Raw genomic sequence first — 18,782 nt, forward strand, 5'->3', positions numbered from 1 at the left:
GATTGATGATTTTGTTGTTAATCAAAATAGTTTTCTCAAAATTTAGGGTAAGGATAGTCAGTTAGGAATAGCTAAGGCTATTTCTTCTGTTAGGTAAGTTTCTGTTCCATAGGCGTTTTTTCTTATTTATAGGTTTGACTTATATAGTATCTCTATTTGTTTTCATTTACCGTTCCAAGAGAACTTGGTAAATACATATTAGAAAGGCCCTTTCTCCATAAATTTGATTTCCTCAGTGCTTATTAGAAGCGTACCCGAGATGGACTTGCTCCGTACCAAAGCCGTACTTTCTTCGGTTAGAAGTACCTCTGAGTGAAGAACGTACGGAGCAACTACGGCTCAGGTACGTCTCGGATATGGTCAGAATGATAAAGAAGTGGTTTGTTCCAATTTATAAAAGTTGACTCCTTATTAGGAATAGACTTTCAGGAATAGAGTGATTTCCCCCTTCAGGGAGTAACTGTAAGGGCAGTTTCGGATAGCTACACCCTTTACTTCGGATGGCTACACCCTTTGGACGTGATGGCTACACCCTTTATAGCAAAAGGTGTAGCCCTACAAAAGAGATGCTTTATCCACAAGAAAACGGGTTACAATTCTTCCATATATATTTGAGGAGATATACAGTAGCTCACCTGTTTTTTACACTTCAACCATGCATTCCTCAGATATTCTTTTTAGTGAGTAATGCAAAGCATGAAAACAAAACGATAAAGTGAAGTTTTGGAAGTTTTTGTCTTGGTATATTAAAAAAAACTATATATTTGTATCCAATTCTAAATCTAACTGCGTATGAAACTGATTGCAGAGAGTGGTTCGACAAGAACTGAATGGGCTTTGGTTGAAGACAATCACCTGATACAACGTGTTTTTACAGAGGGACTTAATCCTTTCTTCCAAACCAGAAGAGAGATCAGCCGGAGTGTGCGTTTAGGTTTACCCGAAACTTTTTTCAAAAGAAAGCTGGAACAAGTATATTATTATGGAGCCGGGTGTACTTCTTATGAGAAAAAGAATGTATTGGGTGCCTCATTAGTAGCACAGTTCAAAACCCCGATCCAAGTAGAGAGTGATTTACTTGCAGCTGCCCGTGGTCTGTTTAAATGTGAAGCAGGAATTGCCTGTATCTTAGGCACCGGATCTAATTCTTGCTTTTACAACGGAAAGATTATTGTAAAAAATGTCAGAGCAGGTGGGTACATATTGGGCGATGAAGGTAGTGGCGCTGTACTAGGCAAGCATTTTCTCTCAGATGTGCTGAAAGGTTTAGCTCCCAAAGAAGTGATGGCTGATTTCTTTGAGAAGTTCCGTATTAGCCCCAATGAAGTAATGGAGTCTGTTTATAATCGCCCGTTTCCTAATCGCTTTCTATCCACTATTTCTTATTTCCTGGCGGATTATACGAGTGATGATTATGTATACGAACTAATAATCACTAATTTGCGCAACTTCTTCACAAGGAATGTATGCCAATATGACTATAAGAGCTATCCAATCCGCTTTGTAGGTTCGTTAGCCTATAGTTATGCCCCGATTCTAAGAGAAGTCGCCGGTGACTTTGGCATTGAATTGGACGTGATTGAAGAAACTCCCATGAATGGACTGATTGACTTCCACTCATTAAATATTGAAGAACCTTAATATATGTATATAAAACATATCGAAGAAGGTGCAAATCTTCTCGAAGAGCAAATTTATAAATATAAAGTTAAATAAATGCAAAGGAATGTTCTTGATATTAAATTATAATATATCTTTGCTAAGAAGAAACGAAGAAATAGCGTTTCATCACCTTTGTTAATAACGAGTTTATCTCTTAAAATAACCGACTAAATAGCAACAGTATTTAGTGTATTTTAATTTTTAGCCGACAATATATTTACCAAGTTCTCTTGGAACTTAGCTAACATGTAATTAAAATAAGAGAGATAAAATATAAGTTAAACCTAAAAATAAAAAAAGAGCCTATGGAACAAGAACTCATCTGACAGCAGAAATAGCCTCAAAGCTATTCTCAATTGCCCATTCTTACTCTTTCAGAGAAGACTATTTTAGTTAACAACAAAATCATCAACTTTTTATGAATGAAGATCGCAAAGGAAAAGGATTCGCAAACTGCAAACTCCTCTCAGTAGTAACTATAAGTGTACTGTTCGTAGATATTGGTAATGTACAGCTGCCCAACAGCCTCTGGTAATTCTTTGAGTATGAAAGAATAACGACTTCAAATTCAAGTCAAGTTACAAATACTCAAAGTAGGCCAATCATATATAATGATATAATTCTGGACTATTAACCATTATTGTTTATTAAATCTATGTTAATGCAAAAACTTTTAATTCTATCAGTAACCGGCCTGATGCTTATGTGCGGCGGTTACATCCCTGGAATGAGTGTAAGTGCACAAAATACCACTTCGTCTAGTACACAGAACTCAAGAAGGATTTCCGGAGTAGTGACAGACACTCAGGGTGAACCGATTATCGGAGCAACTGTACTTGTAAAAGGAACAGGCATCGGTACAGCAACAGATATCGACGGCAAGTTCTCTCTGGATATTCCATCAAATGGAAAAACCTTAGTAGTATCTTTCATTGGATTCGACGCGCAGGAAATTCCTGTTACAAATAATGCTACGTACAAAATACAGTTAAGCGGAACAGACTATGCTCTGGACGAGGTAGTGGTGACGGCTTTAGGTATGAAGCGTGAAAAGAAGGCGCTCGGCTATTCAGTGCAAGACGTAAAAGGAGACGCTCTTATTGAAAACCGGACTGCAAACATTGCCACATCACTGAATGGTAAGATTGCCGGTATGAATATTTCTTCAACTTCTATTCCCGGTGGTTCAAACCGTATCGTCATCCGTGGTAACAACTCTATATCCGGTAATAATATGCCGTTGGTAGTAGTGGATGGAGTGCCGTTCGACAACTCTCAAGGCGTTGACGACGTAAATACAAACTCTTGGGGTGCAGGTTATTCGGATACCGGTGACGGACTATCTATGCTGAATCCTGATGACGTTGAATCAATTTCTGTACTGAAGGGTCCTTCGGCTACAGCTCTTTACGGTTCACGCGGTGGTAACGGTGTGATTCTGGTTACAACCAAACAAGGACAGGGTGGCAGAACCAAAGTGTCATACAATAGCAACTTTACTTTTGAAAATGTAATGATCCAACCGGAATTCCAGAATGAATACGGTCAGGGTACAGATGGAGCATTTGTGGCTACCTCACGTAACTCCTGGGGTCCCAAAATGGGTACGGTTGTTACAGACTGGACAGGACAGACCCGTCCTTTGGAAGCGAAAAACAACGATTTTTCCGACTTCATGGACACCGGTACATCGTGGACCAATTCTCTTGACATCACAAGTTCCGCCGGTAAGATGAACTATCGTGTAGGTATGTCAAACACGATGCGTAAGGGTGTTATCCCGAAGAATGAGTTAAACAAAACAAACTTTTCTATTCGCGCAGGCGGCGAAATCATCAAGAACCTGACTCTCGATGCTAAATTGAACTATACTTATCAGAAAGGTCAGGGACGTCCTGAATTCTCTGCTTCAGGTTTCAACCCGATATTCGCTCTTATTTATACTCCGCGCAGCATCAACCTGCACGAGATGAAAGATGTTTTTGATAAAGACGGAAAGATTATCGACTGGTATCCCAGTATGCTTACGGTGGTAAATAACCCGTATGCACTGACTTCTCTCAGCGGTAACAAGGACGTAACCAATCGTATCAATGGTTTCGCTTCATTGACATACGAGGTTAGCAGCTGGCTGAAAGCTATGGTTCGCTTCGGTGGTGACACTTATGGCAAGAAGACCGAAAAGTGGATACGCCATGACTTGATTTCAAGTGCAGGTTATAAGGATGGTCGTTTCTCAACCGGTCAATACAATATGGCTGAATACAATGCAGATTTCCTGGTTACAGCACAAAAGGATAAGATTGCAGACTCCAAAATCTCCGGAATGCTTTCTGTTGGTGGTAACCTGATGAACCGCCAGTACAATAGTTTCTATGCCACAGCCGAAGGTTTGAACATTCCTGAACTGTATACCATTCAGAATGGTCAGTCCAAGACTACTTCGACTTCCAAATCAGAAAAAGAAGTTCAATCCCTCTATGCACTGGGACAATTGTCATGGGATAACTACCTGTTCCTCGATATAACTGTACGTAATGACTGGTCTTCCACATTACCGAAGGATAACCGCTCATTCTTCTATCCCTCATTCTCTCTGGGTTGGGTAGTGACGGATATGTTGACCAAGTTCAAAGTAGATGTTCCCAGCTGGCTTTCTTTCGCTAAAGTACGCGCATCTTATGCTGAAGCAGGAAATGACACCGATCCATATCAGCTGTTGTCTGTATTATCTACAGTTTCTAACATGGCAGGTGGTCAGATGGGCGTAGCAGAACCTTCTACGAAAGCAAACTCTAACCTTAAACCGGAGATTATCAAATCTACCGAGTTCGGTGCTGATATCCGCTTCTTCGATAACCGTTTAGGATTCGACGTTACATACTACAACAAACGTGCATATAACCAGATCATATCCATGCCTTCATCCATCACTTCGGGATATAGCGCCAAATATATCAATGCAGGACGTGTGGACAACTGGGGATGGGAACTTCAGATGAATGCCACGCCGGTTCGCACACGCGACTGGAACTGGAATCTTTGGGTTAACTTCGCCAAAAATTCTTCTGAAGTCGTAGAACTTTACGAAGGAGTGGAATCCATTACATTAGCTCGCCCGATGGGACAAAACTGTTATGTCATGGCTAAAACAGGTGAACCTTACGGACAGATTTACACGAATGGTTTCAAATATGACGAAAAAGGAAACCGCCTTGTGGGTGATGACGGCAAATACATAGTAGATCCTACCCTCCGTGTTTCCGGTAATATGAACCCGGATTGGACAGCAGGCATCGGTTCTTCATTAAGATGGAAAAATTTCTCTTTCGGATTCCTGATTGATGTCCGCTATGGTGGCGATGTATATCTGCAATCTATGATGCGTCTGCAATCTAATGGCCAGACCAAAGAAACTGTTGCCGGACGCGAAGAATTCTATTCAACCGGTAAGGGATTGATTTCTCAGGGTGTTAATGTAAACACAGGAGCTCCCAATACCGTTGAACTGAATCCTACCGCTTATTGGGGACAGTTCTATGGCAACATTGGAAACTACGTTTATGATGCTACCAACGTACGCCTTCGCGAACTTAATTTCTCCTGGATATTGCCGGACAAATGGTTCAACAAGACAATCATCAGTGGTATTAAAGTCAGTGCTGTAGCCAACAACGTATGCTTCCTGTACAATAACCTTCCGGGATTCGACCCTGAATGTACATACTCTACTGGCAACGGACAGGGTGTAGAAACCGCTGCTCTACCGTCTACCCGTTCATTTGGTTTCAATCTTAATGTTACATTCTAAAAATGAAGATAAAATGAATAAGTTATTTAAATCCATTATAAGCATTATTGGTCTTTCAATGGCCTTCGCGGGCTGTGTAGGCGATTTTGACGATATGAATACCGATCCCAACAACCCGACACCGGGTTCAGTAGATCCTAAGTTCCAACTGATATTCATACAGGGACGTGGTATTCCGTATGCCAATCAGTGGCAACAGATAGACCAGCTGATGATCAGTACTTTCTGTGAATATTCGGCTAACGACGGACTCTCGGCTTCCGACTATAACATAGACGCACGCTATGTGGACAACATTTGGGAGTTGACTTACACCGTGCTTACCAATGCCAATTCATTAATCCGGGCCAATGAGAGCAACCCTGTTCACAATAACGTCGTTCAGATGGCACGTATCTGGAAAGCGTATGCTATGTTGCGTTTAACGAATTGTATGGGAGATGTACCTTACTCTGAAGCTGCCAACGACATTGATCAGCCTAAGTATGACACTCAGAAGGACATATATTATACCATATTCGAAGAATTGAAAGATGCCGTAAGTAAACTGGATGAGTCGGCTGCCAAGAATGTCGGTTCTTATGACCTTATTTATGGTGGTGACGCCACCAAATGGAAGAAATTCGCCAACTCTATCCGCCTGCGCATGGCTGTCCGTATCTCCGACGTAGATGCCGCCAAGGCTAAAACAGAAGCCGCAGCTGCCATTTCAGCAGGTGTATTCAGCAGTGACGCTGATGCCGCCTTCCTGACGCAAGGAGAAGATAAATTTGCCCAGAACCCTATTTATTATCATAAAGGTTCTTCGGTGTTGCATATGTCAACGGCTTACAAACGTCTTGTAGAAGGTATCGGTGGACAAGCATGGCCTACCGCAGCCGACCGCGAAGCCAATAAGAATATCACCGAAGTTATTCTTACTGCCAAGAATGCTCCTGCTGTTGTCGATCCTCGCGCTCCGATCCACTTTGAACCCGCAGGTATCATCGAAAGCCCTGCAACTCCAAGCATGAACGGCAATTGGGACGGCACAGATCCGGGACACGTAGCTTCGGGTGTAGGTGCTGCAATGGACAATGGACAGTTTGTTAGCGACTTCTCAAAAATCGGTCCCTGGTATTATGAAACCATTGACAGAAAGTACCCTTTGTTCAAGTACAGCGAACTGTGCTTCCTGAAAGCTATTGCCATCGAACTTGGTCTTGCAAGTGGAGATGCCAAAACAGAATATGAAGCCGGCGTACGCTCAAGTATGACAGAACTGGGAGTTCCGGAAAACAAAATCGCAAATTATCTGGCTTCAACTTCTCCAAACTATTATGGAACCACAGCCAAGTATGACGACGTTACAGGAACTAACAATACACCTATGGATAAGATTCTTACCCAGAAATACATTGCTCAGTTCCAGGAATGTTCTTTTGAAACTTGGGCAGATCATCGCCAGTTCCACAAACCTACGCTTATGCCATTCGCAAGCGTAAGTTCAAGTGTCTTCAACATGAATCCTTCTGATCAGGCTAATAATACTCCAAACGCTTATATCAAGCGTATCTATTATCCTTCTTCGGAATATACCGTTAACGAAGCTAACGTGAAAGAAGCCGAAAAGCGCATGGGTGGAAGCAACAGCATACAAAATAACCTATGGTGGGATGTTAACTAAAAACTGATTCTTACGAAATGCGTAGTTGAGTAATTCAGCTACGCATTTCGTTATACATATAACCTCTCATCTGAAACAATATGAAAAATATTCTTCTCTTAATTCTTATATGTTGTCTTTCTCTGTCCAATCGGGCACAAGAACAGATGAATCTTTCATCGAAAATATCCGGTAAAGCAATCAAATTACCCGGATTTGTAACCAGTCCTCATTTTGAGGAACAAGTTATCAGCTTTATCCATACTCCAGGAATCAAAGTTCATATAAATGCTCCCGCAGAAACTAAATTCGGAAAGGATAAACCCACAAAACTTGTACTATATGCACTACCGAATGGCAACAGTACAGACTGGACCATCGGGAAAATGCCGGCAGAAGGTGATGACTGGCATTATCATATACAACACATAGGAGCTCAAACACGGTATATCAGAGCTACTGATCCGGAATGTAACTTTATTACGGTTTACCTGGAAGCAGACACCAAAAGTTGGGGAAGTTGGAGAAAAGCTGAACCTACACGGGATCAAAAGATCAAAGAAACAGTAGAGTATATTCTTTCTCTTTTTTCCAAGTATAATCCACATATCGAACTGAACAGCCACAGTGGAGGAGGAAACTTCATTTTCGGTTTTATGGATGCAGTTTCTGAAATTCCGGATTATGTGAAAAGAATCTCTTTCATTGACAGCAATTATAACTGGGATAATGAACGTTACGGAGATAAATTACAAAAATGGCTGGAAGCTTCTCCCGACAATCGCTTATTTGTAGCTTGTTATGATGATGCTAATGCTCTGCTGGATGGAAAGCCATTTGTCTCAAAAACAGGAGGGACCTGGCACAGAACCTATTTAATGCAACGATATTTGAAAAAGAAAATGAAACGTCTGTCATGGAATAAAACCGAAAATGATAGTATTATTTATTTCACGGCAGACAACCATCGGATTCAGTTTTATTCCCGAAAGAATCCGGAGCAAAAGATTTACCATACAATACTGGTAGAGCGAAATGGCTATATCCAGTCAGTATTCTCCGGCACGAAATACGAGGGAATGGGATATCAGTTCATGGGTAGAAAGGTTTATGACATGTATCGGCAAGATTCAGGGTCCTGGTAGAAGGCAGACTATATTCCTTGAAAGCCTTACTACAGGACCCCGTACTATACAAATTGTCAGTGATGAATCAGTTCCAATGGTAATTACAAGTTATATTCCTGATTAATCCTGCTGACCACTTGCAACTTTCCATCCTTCAGCAAAGAACGTGCATTAAAGAAATTCACGCCGTCTGCTCCTGCTTCGATAGATAGTTTTGCAGCTGTATATAGCTCTTCAGCCGTAATATCAGGAACAAATAAACCGGATACATACTTATTCTTATGGAAAGTTTCGCGCAAACCGTTTTCTATGCTAAACGGTATCCATTCAAGGCTTTCCGAATAAAACGACTGATAATTCATCGGGCATACAATATCTATTTTCCAGGTAGGCCAGTCCTGATAAACTGTCATGCGGGCACGAGTGGGATAAGGAAAAACAGCCGCCGAAACCAATTTACCTTCAGAATGGGTCGCTTCTACAATCTCATTCACCAAAGAAGTGACCTCATTCAAACGAAACTGCAACCATTCCGGACTCATCCACGGAGCCTGCAAATCTAACGGAGAGTAACCGAACAGTTTCTTAAACTTTTCTATTGCTACCGGATGATAGCCAAAATCATATTCAGCGCGATAGGTATCTTGCTGAATCTTAAACTTGTATTGTTGTAGGCGTCGTCCCAGTACAGCATCATTATAACGAATAAAATCCAGATGCACAGAAGTCAGTCCTTCCAAAGCTGCATAAGAAGCCGCTTTATCTTTCATATACCGTCGAGCCTCAGGCACAGAAGGACTCAGCCATTTATAATGCTTTACATAAGGGTCATATTCATGACTGTTATAACCTATCCGGTTTACATCAAACCATTCGGGATGCGCCAACGCCGCAGAATCCCCGGGAGCATTCACAGTAAACATCCACGCATGCACTTTTGCACCCTGATAGGACTTGGCAGCCTCAATATAACGCGCCACTTCTTCCGGTGAGCCACACATATAATAATTCTTGATACCGGCCTCATCGAAAGGCTTCATCCAGAGAATCAGAGACTCCACCGTGGCACTTTTATCCACATCGTCCCAGACTCCCAAAGCAACCTTTTGTTCCTGGTTTTGAACTTTCTTTTTTTTACCGGCTGATAACGGCTGAACAGCCAAACTGAAAATGCACGCAAATGCTGCACATAAATAAGTAAATTTCATGATGATGATTTTTTTGGTTCACAGCAAAGATAATATATCTTCTATATAAATAAGGTGAATATCTGATTATTTGCAAATTATTAATTATAATGCTAAAAATAATAAAATAAGTGTTTTTGATATTAAAATAAAATCTATCTTTGTTGCTACGAATATCCCCCTTAACAATAATACTATTATGAAGAAACTTCTGCTACTGATCTTTTTATTGTGTAGTACCTTCTGGTGTCAGGCACAAACAGACCGGGTTATTTTGGGTGACGAACAAACTTCCGAGTATTTTCCCATCCTAAAGGATAAACGGATTGCCATTTTCTCTAATCATACAGGAATGATAGGGGATAAACATCTATTGGATGTCCTTTTAGAAAACAAGTTCAATGTAGTTGCCATTTTCTCACCGGAACACGGATTCCGTGGAAATGCAGATGCAGGCGAGCACGTATCCAGTTCAGTAGACTCTAAAACAGGGGTGCCAATTCTGTCTCTTTATGAAGGGAAGGATAAAAAGCCAAGTAGGGCTTCAATGCAGAAATTTGATATTCTGATAGTAGATATACAGGACGTAGGATTACGTTTTTACACCTATTACATAACGATGTGCCGGCTAATGGATGTCTGTGCGGAATATAACAAGAAAGTTTTGTTATTAGACCGTCCTAATCCGAATGGGCATTATGTAGATGGACCGATTCTGGATATGAAATATAAATCAGGTGTGGGATGGTTGCCGATTCCTATTGTACACGGAATGACATTAGGGGAACTTGCATTAATGATTAATGGAGAAGATTGGTTGCCTGGTTCACGCAAATGTGATCTAGCAGTGATCAAATGCAAGAATTATACACATCAGACTAAATATCAGCTGCCAATTCCCCCATCTCCTAACTTACCGAACATGAAGTCGATATATCTGTATCCGGCTACATGCTTTTTTGAGGCAACTCCCGTCAGCTTGGGTAGAGGAACTTCACTCCCATTTCAGGTTTATGGGCATCCAAATATGACCGGATATAGCTACAGTTTCACCCCAAGAAGTATTCCCGGAGCTAAGAATCCGCCGCAGCTGAATAAACTGTGCCATGGAGTAGACCTAAGCAATATGAGTAATGAAGAAATCTGGAAACGAGGTGTAGATTTATCTTATGTCATCGATGCATATCGTAATCTGAATCTGGATGATCATTTCTTCCGTCCATTCTTTGAATTGCTGGTAGGAAGGGATTATGTACGGAAAATGATAAAAGAAGGAAAAAGTGCCGATGAAATTAAAGCTATGTGGAAAGATGACGTTAAGAAATTCAAGGTGCAACGTAAACCATATCTGCTTTACGAAGAATAAATTCATATACTATTACAAATCATAAATCAACCCTATGAGCCCGATATCTGTAATCATTACTATTGCCGCTTATTTCGTGATCTTGTTCACTATATCTTATATAGCCGGCAGAAAAGCCGACAATGAAGGCTTCTTTGTTGGTAACCGTAAATCGGCCTGGTATGTTGTGGCATTTGCCATGATTGGGTCCAGCATCTCCGGAGTGACGTATGTATCAGTACCGGGTATGGTGGCTGCCAGTAGTTTCGGCTACCTGCAAATGGTATTGGGATTTGTTGCGGGACAGTTCATCATAGCATTCGTATTGACGCCACTGTTCTACCGGATGAACCTGGTATCCATCTATGAATATCTGGAAAATCGTTTTGGTATGTCTTCCTATCGGACAGGCGCATGGTTCTTCTTCATCTCTAAGATGCTGGGAGCCGCGGTACGTTTGTTCCTCGTATGTCTGACACTTCAACTGCTGGTATTCGAACCGTTTGGATTACCATTTATTTTGAATGTGGCCATTACCGTAGCATTAGTATGGCTCTATACGTTCCGGGGTGGAGTAAAATCTCTAATCTGGACAGATTCACTCAAAACATTCTGCCTGGTGGTATCCGTAGTTCTCTGCATCAGTTATATTGCTTCCGATCTCAATCTGTCGCTGAGCAGTATGATCAGTACAATAGTCGATAGTGACATGTCACGCATCTTCTTCTTTGACGATGTAAACAGTAAACAATATTTCTTCAAACAATTCTTTGCCGGGGCATTCACTATGATTGCCATGACAGGACTGGATCAGGACATGATGCAACGTAACCTCAGCTGCAAGAACTTCAAAGATTCACAGAAAAATATGATTACGAGTGTTATATCACAGTTCTTCGTAATTCTGTTGTTCCTGATGCTGGGAGTATTGCTTTACATCTTCGCTGGTAACCAGGGCATTCAGGTAGAAAAGAGCGATGAACTCTTCCCATTGATAGCCACCGGTAACTACTTTCCTGCAATTGTAGGTATCTTGTTTATCATCGGACTTATTTCTTCGGCTTATTCCGCTGCCGGCTCAGCGCTGACAGCTTTAACAACTTCCTTTACAGTGGATATCCTCGGGACAAAAGGCAGGACGGAAGAAGAAATCGTAAAGATACGCAAGCGGGTACATATTGGTATGGCTGTAATTATGGGTATCACGATATTCGTATTCAACCTATTGAATAACACAAGTGTAATCGATGCCGTATATATACTGGCAAGTTACACATACGGCCCCATTCTCGGATTATTCGCATTCGGTATATTCATGAAACAACAGGTTCGCGACAAATATATCCCATTGGTAGCCATCCTCTCCCCTATCCTTTGCTTCATCCTGCAAAAGAATTCGGAAGCCTGGTTCAATGGATATCAGTTCAGCTACGAACTGCTGATATTCAACGCTCTGTTCACGTTTATCGGACTTTGCCTGTTGATCAGAAAAGATAAGAACTAATAATTAACTTAATACATCATCCATGAATGTAAGACTTCATTTTTTGTTCACTTTGCTCACCGCCTCCCTGATCCCCCAGACGGGAGGCGCGCAAGAGCTTCCGACGGATGTCCGCCAGGAAATCGGTAAGTTTCTGGACGCAACCGCACGGAAAGAAGTTTCCGTAGGGCGCATCCGGATTGACTCTGTCGCCATTGAAGAAAATACGTTGCAATTATTCGCTAACATGAACTGTGCATATATTCCTTTCCGGGAAGATAATGTGACAGAGATTTATCAAGGTGTGCAGGCATTGCTTCCGACAGAGTTTTCAAAATACAACCTGCAAATCCGCACAAATAAGCATAGCATTGAAGAATTAATCCCCCAAGCACTACGCAGCAAAAAGGACAAAAAAGCCAAAACATTCAATCCTGCCGGAACAAAACCTTTGGTAACGGCCCTTTCTACCCCCTATACCCCTACAAATGGCCTAAAGAACCGTCACATTGCCTTGTGGCAGAGTCACGGCTTCTATTATGAGCCCAAACTGACACGTTGGGAATGGCAACGCGCCCGCATCTTCCAGACGGTGGAGGATTTATATACGCAAAGTTATGTACTGCCTTTCCTGGTTCCCATGTTGGAGAATGCAGGAGCTAATGTGCTGATGCCCCGTGAACGGGATAGCCAAATAGCAGAAGTTGTCGTAGACAATGACGGTTGCCTTCACTCCCGTTCCGTTTATACAGAAAAGATAGGCGATAAGAACTGGATGCAAGGTACCGGTGAAGGTTTCGCCCATCTGCGCGATCAATATATCAATTTTGAGAACCCATTCCGTGAAGGAACCTTCCGCACTGTTGAGACGGTGAAAGGTAAGAAGGAGAAAGAAAGTACTGCCGAATGGATTCCTGAACTCCCGTCAACCGGACAGTACGCCGTTTATGTATCCTATAAATCATTGCCAAACAGTACGGATGATGCCCTTTACACCGTTTATCACAAAGGAGGGGTATCCCAATTCAAAGTGAACCAACAGATGGGTGGCGGCACCTGGATTTATCTGGGTACATTTGGTTTTGATGCCGGAAAAAGCGATGCCGGAAAAGTTGTTTTAAGCAATCGTTCTGAGAAAGCCGGACGTATCGTTACCGCTGATGCCGTAAAAATCGGAGGTGGTATGGGAAATATGGCCCGCCGTATCTCTGATGCAGGTGCCACAGAGAATATTAAAAGTTCTCAAGCTACAGGAGCTACGAGCTACGAGCTACAAGCTACAGGTGCTTTGCAGCATGACGGCGCAGCCAACTCGTCACTCGTAGCTCGTAGCTCGTCACTATATGAGATAAGTGGTTATCCCCGTTTCTGCGAGGCAGCACGCTACTGGCTTCAATGGGCAGGTATTCCGGACAGTGTTTATTCCGACAGCCAGGGTAAGAATGACTATACGGATGATTACAAATGTCGTGGTATCTGGGTGAATTACCTTGCCGGTGGTTCTGCGGTTAACCCGACAGAACAAGGACTGAATATCCCGGTAGATATGGCTTTCGCCTTCCATTCAGATGCAGGAACTACGCTAAACGATTCCATCATCGGAACACTGGGTATCTACTATACCAACGTCTACAATGAAGAATATGCCAACGGAGCATCCCGCTATCTGGCACACGACATGACAGACCTGATTCAGTCAAATATCGTACGGGATATCCGCAGTCTATACGAACCGGATTGGACACGCCGCGGTATGTGGAACCAATCCTACTACGAGGCACGCGTTCCCCGTGTCCCCACTATGTTGCTGGAGTTACTTTCTCACCAGAACTTTGCAGACATGCGTTATGGTTTAGATCCACGCTTCCGTTTTACGGTAAGCCGTGCAATCTATAAAGGTATGCTGCAATTCATTTGCTCGCAATACCACATGGACTATATCGTTCAGCCGTTGCCTGTCGACAATATGGCATTGAAAATGATAGGCGAGAATGAAATAGAACTGACCTGGCAACCCGTAGCCGACCCACTGGAACCAACGGCAAATGCTGAGAAATACATTGTTTATACTCGCATCGGAGATGGCGATTTCGACAATGGCGTGTTGGTAGATAAGAATGCCTATCGCACTGCCCTCCCTGCCGGCATGGTATGCAGTTATAAAGTAACCGCCGTGAACAAGGGTGGAGAAAGTTTCCCGTCCGAAATACTCTCTGCAGGACGCGCTTTCAACGAGAAAGGAACAGTACTCGTAGTAAACGGCTTCGACCGCATCAGTGCTCCGGCAGATTTTGTCGCACCTGTTCCCGGAGATACTTTACTTGCCGGTTTCTTAGATGATCTGGACCACGGCGTACCTTATCTGAAAGATATCAGCTATATTGGTAAGATGAAAGAATACCGCCGTTCCATTCCATGGATGGACGACGATGCTTCCGGCTTCGGCGACAGCTATGGCAATTACGAAGATAAAGTAATCGCCGGAAACACATTCGATTATCCCTCTATTCATGGAGCCGCCATTTTGAAAGCCGGATATTCTTTCATATCTTGCAGCGATGAAAGTGTGGAAAATAGAACAATGAACCTGAACGACTATAAGTATGTAGACCTGATATTAGGTAAAGAATGTCAGACCAAAATGGGACGTGGCGGTGTGAAGCCGTTAGATTTCAAAACATTCAGCCAACCTATGCAGGAAGCTATCACCGCATATTGCGGACAAGGCGGAAACATCTTCGTCTCGGGTGCTTATGTAGGAACCGACCTTTGGGACAATCGTCTTGCCGCGGCTCAGGAGTCCGATAAGAAATTTGCAACAGAAGTCCTGAAATATAAGTGGCGCGTGGGGCAGGCAGCTACAGAGGGTAAGGTGAAATGTGTAGCTTCACCGTTCCCCGCCCTTTCAGGCAACTATACATACCATAATGAACTGAATGCAGACAGCTATGTCGTAGAATCACCGGATGCCATCGAACCTGCAACGAAAGATGCATACACCATAATGCGCTATTCGGAAAACAACCTGAGCGCCGGAGTAGCTTACAAAGGCGACTACAAGACTTGCATACTGGGCTTTCCGTTCGAAGCATTGCGCACCGCCTCTGAAAGAGAAGCGTTAATGCGCGCCATCCTGACATTTTTTAATTAAACCAATCATCATCTATGAAGCGAAGACTTTTAATAATGTTCCTGTTGGGGTGTCTGCTACCGTTCGCGGTACAGGCACAACATGACACATTCCGTTTTGCGCAAATAACGGACATCCATTTCAGCCCCAACAACCCTAACCCGACGGAAGACTTACTACGTTCCGTCGCGCAAATAAATGCGACAGACAGTATCGACTTTGTTTTGGTTACGGGCGACATCACCGAAGAGGGCGACCGTGCCACTATGCTGAAAGTTAAAGAGACATTGGATTTACTGAAAGCGAAGTATTACGTGATCCTCGGTAACCATGAAACCAAATGGAGCGACTCCGGTTGTACTGCCTTCGGTGAGATTTTCGGCGGCGAACGCTTTGAATTCGAGCATAAAGGCATCCTGTTTCTGGGTTTCAACTCCGGCCCGTTGATGCGTATGGCTTACGGACATGTCGTTCCGCAGGACATCCGTTGGATGACGGAAGAAATGGATAAGTTTGGAAAAGACAAACCGGTTATACTCGTCACACACTATCCGTTACTGGACGGAGATGTTGATAACTGGTATGAAGTAACAGATGCAGTGCGCCCCTATAACATTCGTTTGTTCATCGGCGGGCACTATCACCGTAACCGGGATTTGCGTTATGATGGCATTCCGGGTATTTTGATGCGCAGCAACCTGCGTGATAAAGATGGAAAACCGGGATATGGCATCTATGATATAACGAAAGATTCGATCCTCGTCTACACTCAACGCATCGGCGAACCGAAAAAGCAATGGGCTGCTTTCTCGCTGGCTCAGCCCTATTATGATCGTAATGGAAAAGCAGAGAAATACCCCGACTTTTCAGTCAACACAGAATACCCGAATGTGAAAGAACAGTGGATAGTGCAAACCGGTGCAGGTATCTATTGTTCGCCTGCAATAGAAAAAGACAAAGTGTTCGTCGGAGACGATATGGGGTACCTGACTTGCTATGCCTTGAAGAATGGAAAGAAACTGTGGAATTTCCAGTCCGGTAAGCGCATTGTAGGCACTCCGGCTGCGGCAGATGGTATAGTCGTATTCGGTTCTGCCGACCGTAACATCTACGGTCTGAACAGTAAAGACGGAAAACTGCTATGGACTGTAAAAGCAAAAGACCCGGTACTGGGTGCGGTAACCGTTGAAAATGGAATTGCCTACATTGGTGCCAGCGATTCTACTTTCCGTGCTATTGATATCCATACAGGTAAAGTGATCTGGGCATATACCGGTGTGAAAGGATACATTGAAACCAAACCACTGGTAACAGCCGACAAAGTGATCTTCGGTGCCTGGGACAATACCCTCTATGCATTGAATAAGGCAGACGGCAAGGAATTATGGAAGTGGACAGGCGGTTTAACGCGCATGCACTTCTCACCCGCCGCCGTATGGCCGGTAGCCGCAGAAGGCAAAGTATTTATCACTGACCCGCAACGTGCCATAACGGCTATCAATATAGAAAACGGAGAAACTGTGTGGCGCACTTTCCAGTCTATGGTACGTGAAACGATTGGCCTATCGGAAGATGGAACGCGTGTATTCAGCAAGACCATGAACGACAGTATTGTCTGCTATGCCACACAGGGAGATCAACCCCGCGAATTATGGGCAAGCAACGTCGGCTTCGGATACGAACATGCACCCTCCATGCAAGTGGAAAAGGGAGGCGTAATGTTCGGCAGTACCAAGGAAGGACTGATCTTTGCTTTGGAAGCCCAAACCGGTAAAGTCTTGTGGAAACATAAGATAGGTAACTCACTGATCAGTACCGTAGTGCCGCTGAACGGGCGACAGGTATTGTTCACAGCTACCAGTGGCGAAGTGGGACTGCTACGAGTTAAGAATTAAAGAATTAATAATTAAAAGCAATATAGGACATTATGAATAAAATCAATTGTTTCGTTCCTTTTTCAGGAGCTGCACAAGCGGAAAAGACAGTAAAAGGCCTGCAAGAAACCGGCTTAGTGAATAACATTTATCTGCTCGCCCTACCGGACGTTACAGAAAACCTGCCCGGATGCAGTACCCTGCACATGCAATCCATCCAGTCCAGTGCGGCCATAAGAGACATAGCCGGACATAGCGATGCAGAATATACGCTGATCTATACAAAATATACGACACTCGAACTGGGTTTATTCGCCCTGGAGCGTATGATACACATTGCTGAAGACAGCGGCGCAGGCATGGTATATGCTGACCGCTACCAGGTAAAGGAAGGCAAGCAAACCAATGCCCCGGTGATCGATTATCAATTCGGCTCATTGCGCGATGATTTCGACTTCGGTTCCGTACTGTTATTCCGTACGGATGCATTCAAGGAGGCCGCTGCCCGCATGAATGAAGACGAATATAAATTTGCCGGGCTTTATGACCTTCGCCTGAAAGTAAGCCAGAACGAAAGTCTGGTACACATCAATGAGTATCTGTACAGCGAAATCGAAGACGATACCCGCAAGAGCGGTGAGAAGATATTCGATTACGTGGATCCCAAAAACCGTGACCGCCAGATTGAAATGGAACAGGCTTGTACCGAGCATCTGAAAGAAATCGGCGGCTATCTGGTACCCGAATTCAAACAAATAGAATTCTCAGCAGGCAACTTCGAGTACGAAGCTTCGGTTATCATCCCCGTACGCAATCGTATCCGTACCATCCGCGATGCCATCCATTCGGTATTGAAGCAGAAGACCGACTTTAAGTTCAACCTGATTATCATCGACAACCACTCTACGGACGGGACCACAGAAGCTATTGACGAATTCAAGAACGACGAACGCCTCATCCACATCATCCCCGAACGCAATGACCTGGGCATTGGCGGTTGCTGGAATATGGGAGTGCATCATCCCAAGTGCGGTAAGTTCGCCGTACAATTAGACAGTGACGACGTGTACAGCGATGAAAATACATTGACCACTATGGTTCGCGCTTTCTATGAACAGAATTGCGCCATGGTGGTAGGTACTTATATGATGACGGACTTCAATATGAACATGATTGCTCCGGGTATTATCGACCACAAAGAATGGACACCCGAGAACGGACGCAACAACGCACTCCGCATCAACGGTCTGGGCGCTCCGCGTGCTTTCTATACTCCGGTACTGCGTGAAGTGAAAGTTCCGAACACCAGCTATGGTGAAGACTATGCACTGGGATTGAACTTCTCCCGCCAATACCAAATCGGCCGTGTGTATGACGTAGTTTACTTGTGCCGCCGCTGGGACGACAACTCGGATGCTTCACTGGATATCGTGAAAATGAATGGTCATAATCTGTATAAAGACCGCATCCGTACCTGGGAGCTCCAGGCACGTGTGGCAATGAATAAAAAAGGATAAC

Annotated in this window: 10 protein-coding genes; 9 read left to right on the forward strand and 1 reads right to left on the reverse strand. The window is 43.5% G+C overall.

Annotated elements, in window-relative coordinates; translation table 11 throughout:
* Positions 1 to 792: 792 nt before the first annotated feature.
* The 4 genes from K6V21_RS03070 (at position 793) to K6V21_RS03085 (ending at position 8,263) form a co-directional block, all read left to right on the forward strand.
* Entirely contained in the window at positions 793 to 1,641 is an 849-nt protein-coding gene (locus tag K6V21_RS03070) for a hypothetical protein (RefSeq protein WP_007217012.1), read from the forward strand.
* Positions 1,642 to 2,323: 682 nt separating this feature from the next.
* Positions 2,324 to 5,473, forward strand: coding sequence for a SusC/RagA family TonB-linked outer membrane protein (locus K6V21_RS03075; RefSeq protein WP_224320818.1), 3,150 nt, complete (start codon positions 2,324 to 2,326; stop codon positions 5,471 to 5,473).
* A gap of 13 nt (positions 5,474 to 5,486) precedes the next feature.
* The gene (locus tag K6V21_RS03080) at positions 5,487 to 7,139 is read left to right on the forward strand and encodes a SusD/RagB family nutrient-binding outer membrane lipoprotein (RefSeq protein ID WP_224320819.1); all 1,653 of its coding nucleotides are present in this window, start codon (positions 5,487 to 5,489) and stop codon (positions 7,137 to 7,139) included.
* Positions 7,140 to 7,219: 80 nt separating this feature from the next.
* Positions 7,220 to 8,263 (forward strand): hypothetical protein, encoded by a 1,044-nt coding sequence (locus K6V21_RS03085; protein WP_224320820.1) that lies wholly within the window; start codon positions 7,220 to 7,222, stop codon positions 8,261 to 8,263.
* 83 nt (positions 8,264 to 8,346) lie between these two features.
* Here the strand turns inward: K6V21_RS03085 and K6V21_RS03090 are convergent, their stop codons facing one another.
* Positions 8,347 to 9,453, reverse strand: a complete 1,107-nt coding sequence (locus K6V21_RS03090) for a family 10 glycosylhydrolase (protein WP_007216998.1) — start codon at positions 9,451 to 9,453, stop codon at positions 8,347 to 8,349.
* A 178-nt stretch (positions 9,454 to 9,631) separates the two neighbouring features.
* Between K6V21_RS03090 and K6V21_RS03095 the strand changes: the two genes are divergently transcribed.
* From K6V21_RS03095 to K6V21_RS03115, 5 genes are read left to right on the forward strand one after another with little or no spacing between them, the layout of a single operon-like run.
* A complete protein-coding gene (locus K6V21_RS03095) occupies positions 9,632 to 10,798 on the forward strand; it encodes an exo-beta-N-acetylmuramidase NamZ domain-containing protein (protein WP_224320821.1) in 1,167 nt (388 codons plus the stop codon).
* 34 nt (positions 10,799 to 10,832) lie between these two features.
* On the forward strand, positions 10,833 to 12,281 hold the full coding sequence (locus K6V21_RS03100; RefSeq protein WP_007216996.1) for a sodium:solute symporter: 1,449 nt from the start codon (positions 10,833 to 10,835) through the stop codon (positions 12,279 to 12,281).
* Between the two features lie 22 nt (positions 12,282 to 12,303).
* Positions 12,304 to 15,411 carry a xanthan lyase gene (locus tag K6V21_RS03105; protein WP_224320822.1) on the forward strand — a complete coding sequence of 1,036 codons (3,108 nt, stop codon included), beginning with the start codon at positions 12,304 to 12,306 and terminating at the stop codon, positions 15,409 to 15,411.
* 14 nt (positions 15,412 to 15,425) lie between these two features.
* A complete protein-coding gene (locus K6V21_RS03110; RefSeq protein WP_224320823.1) occupies positions 15,426 to 17,285 on the forward strand; it encodes a PQQ-binding-like beta-propeller repeat protein in 1,860 nt (619 codons plus the stop codon).
* A 32-nt stretch (positions 17,286 to 17,317) separates the two neighbouring features.
* Positions 17,318 to 18,781 (forward strand): glycosyltransferase family 2 protein, encoded by a 1,464-nt coding sequence (locus K6V21_RS03115; protein WP_224320824.1) that lies wholly within the window; start codon positions 17,318 to 17,320, stop codon positions 18,779 to 18,781.
* Position 18,782: the final 1 nt, after the last annotated feature.

The sequence above is a fragment of the Bacteroides cellulosilyticus genome (assembly GCF_020091405.1).
In the GTDB taxonomy this organism is placed as follows: domain Bacteria; phylum Bacteroidota; class Bacteroidia; order Bacteroidales; family Bacteroidaceae; genus Bacteroides.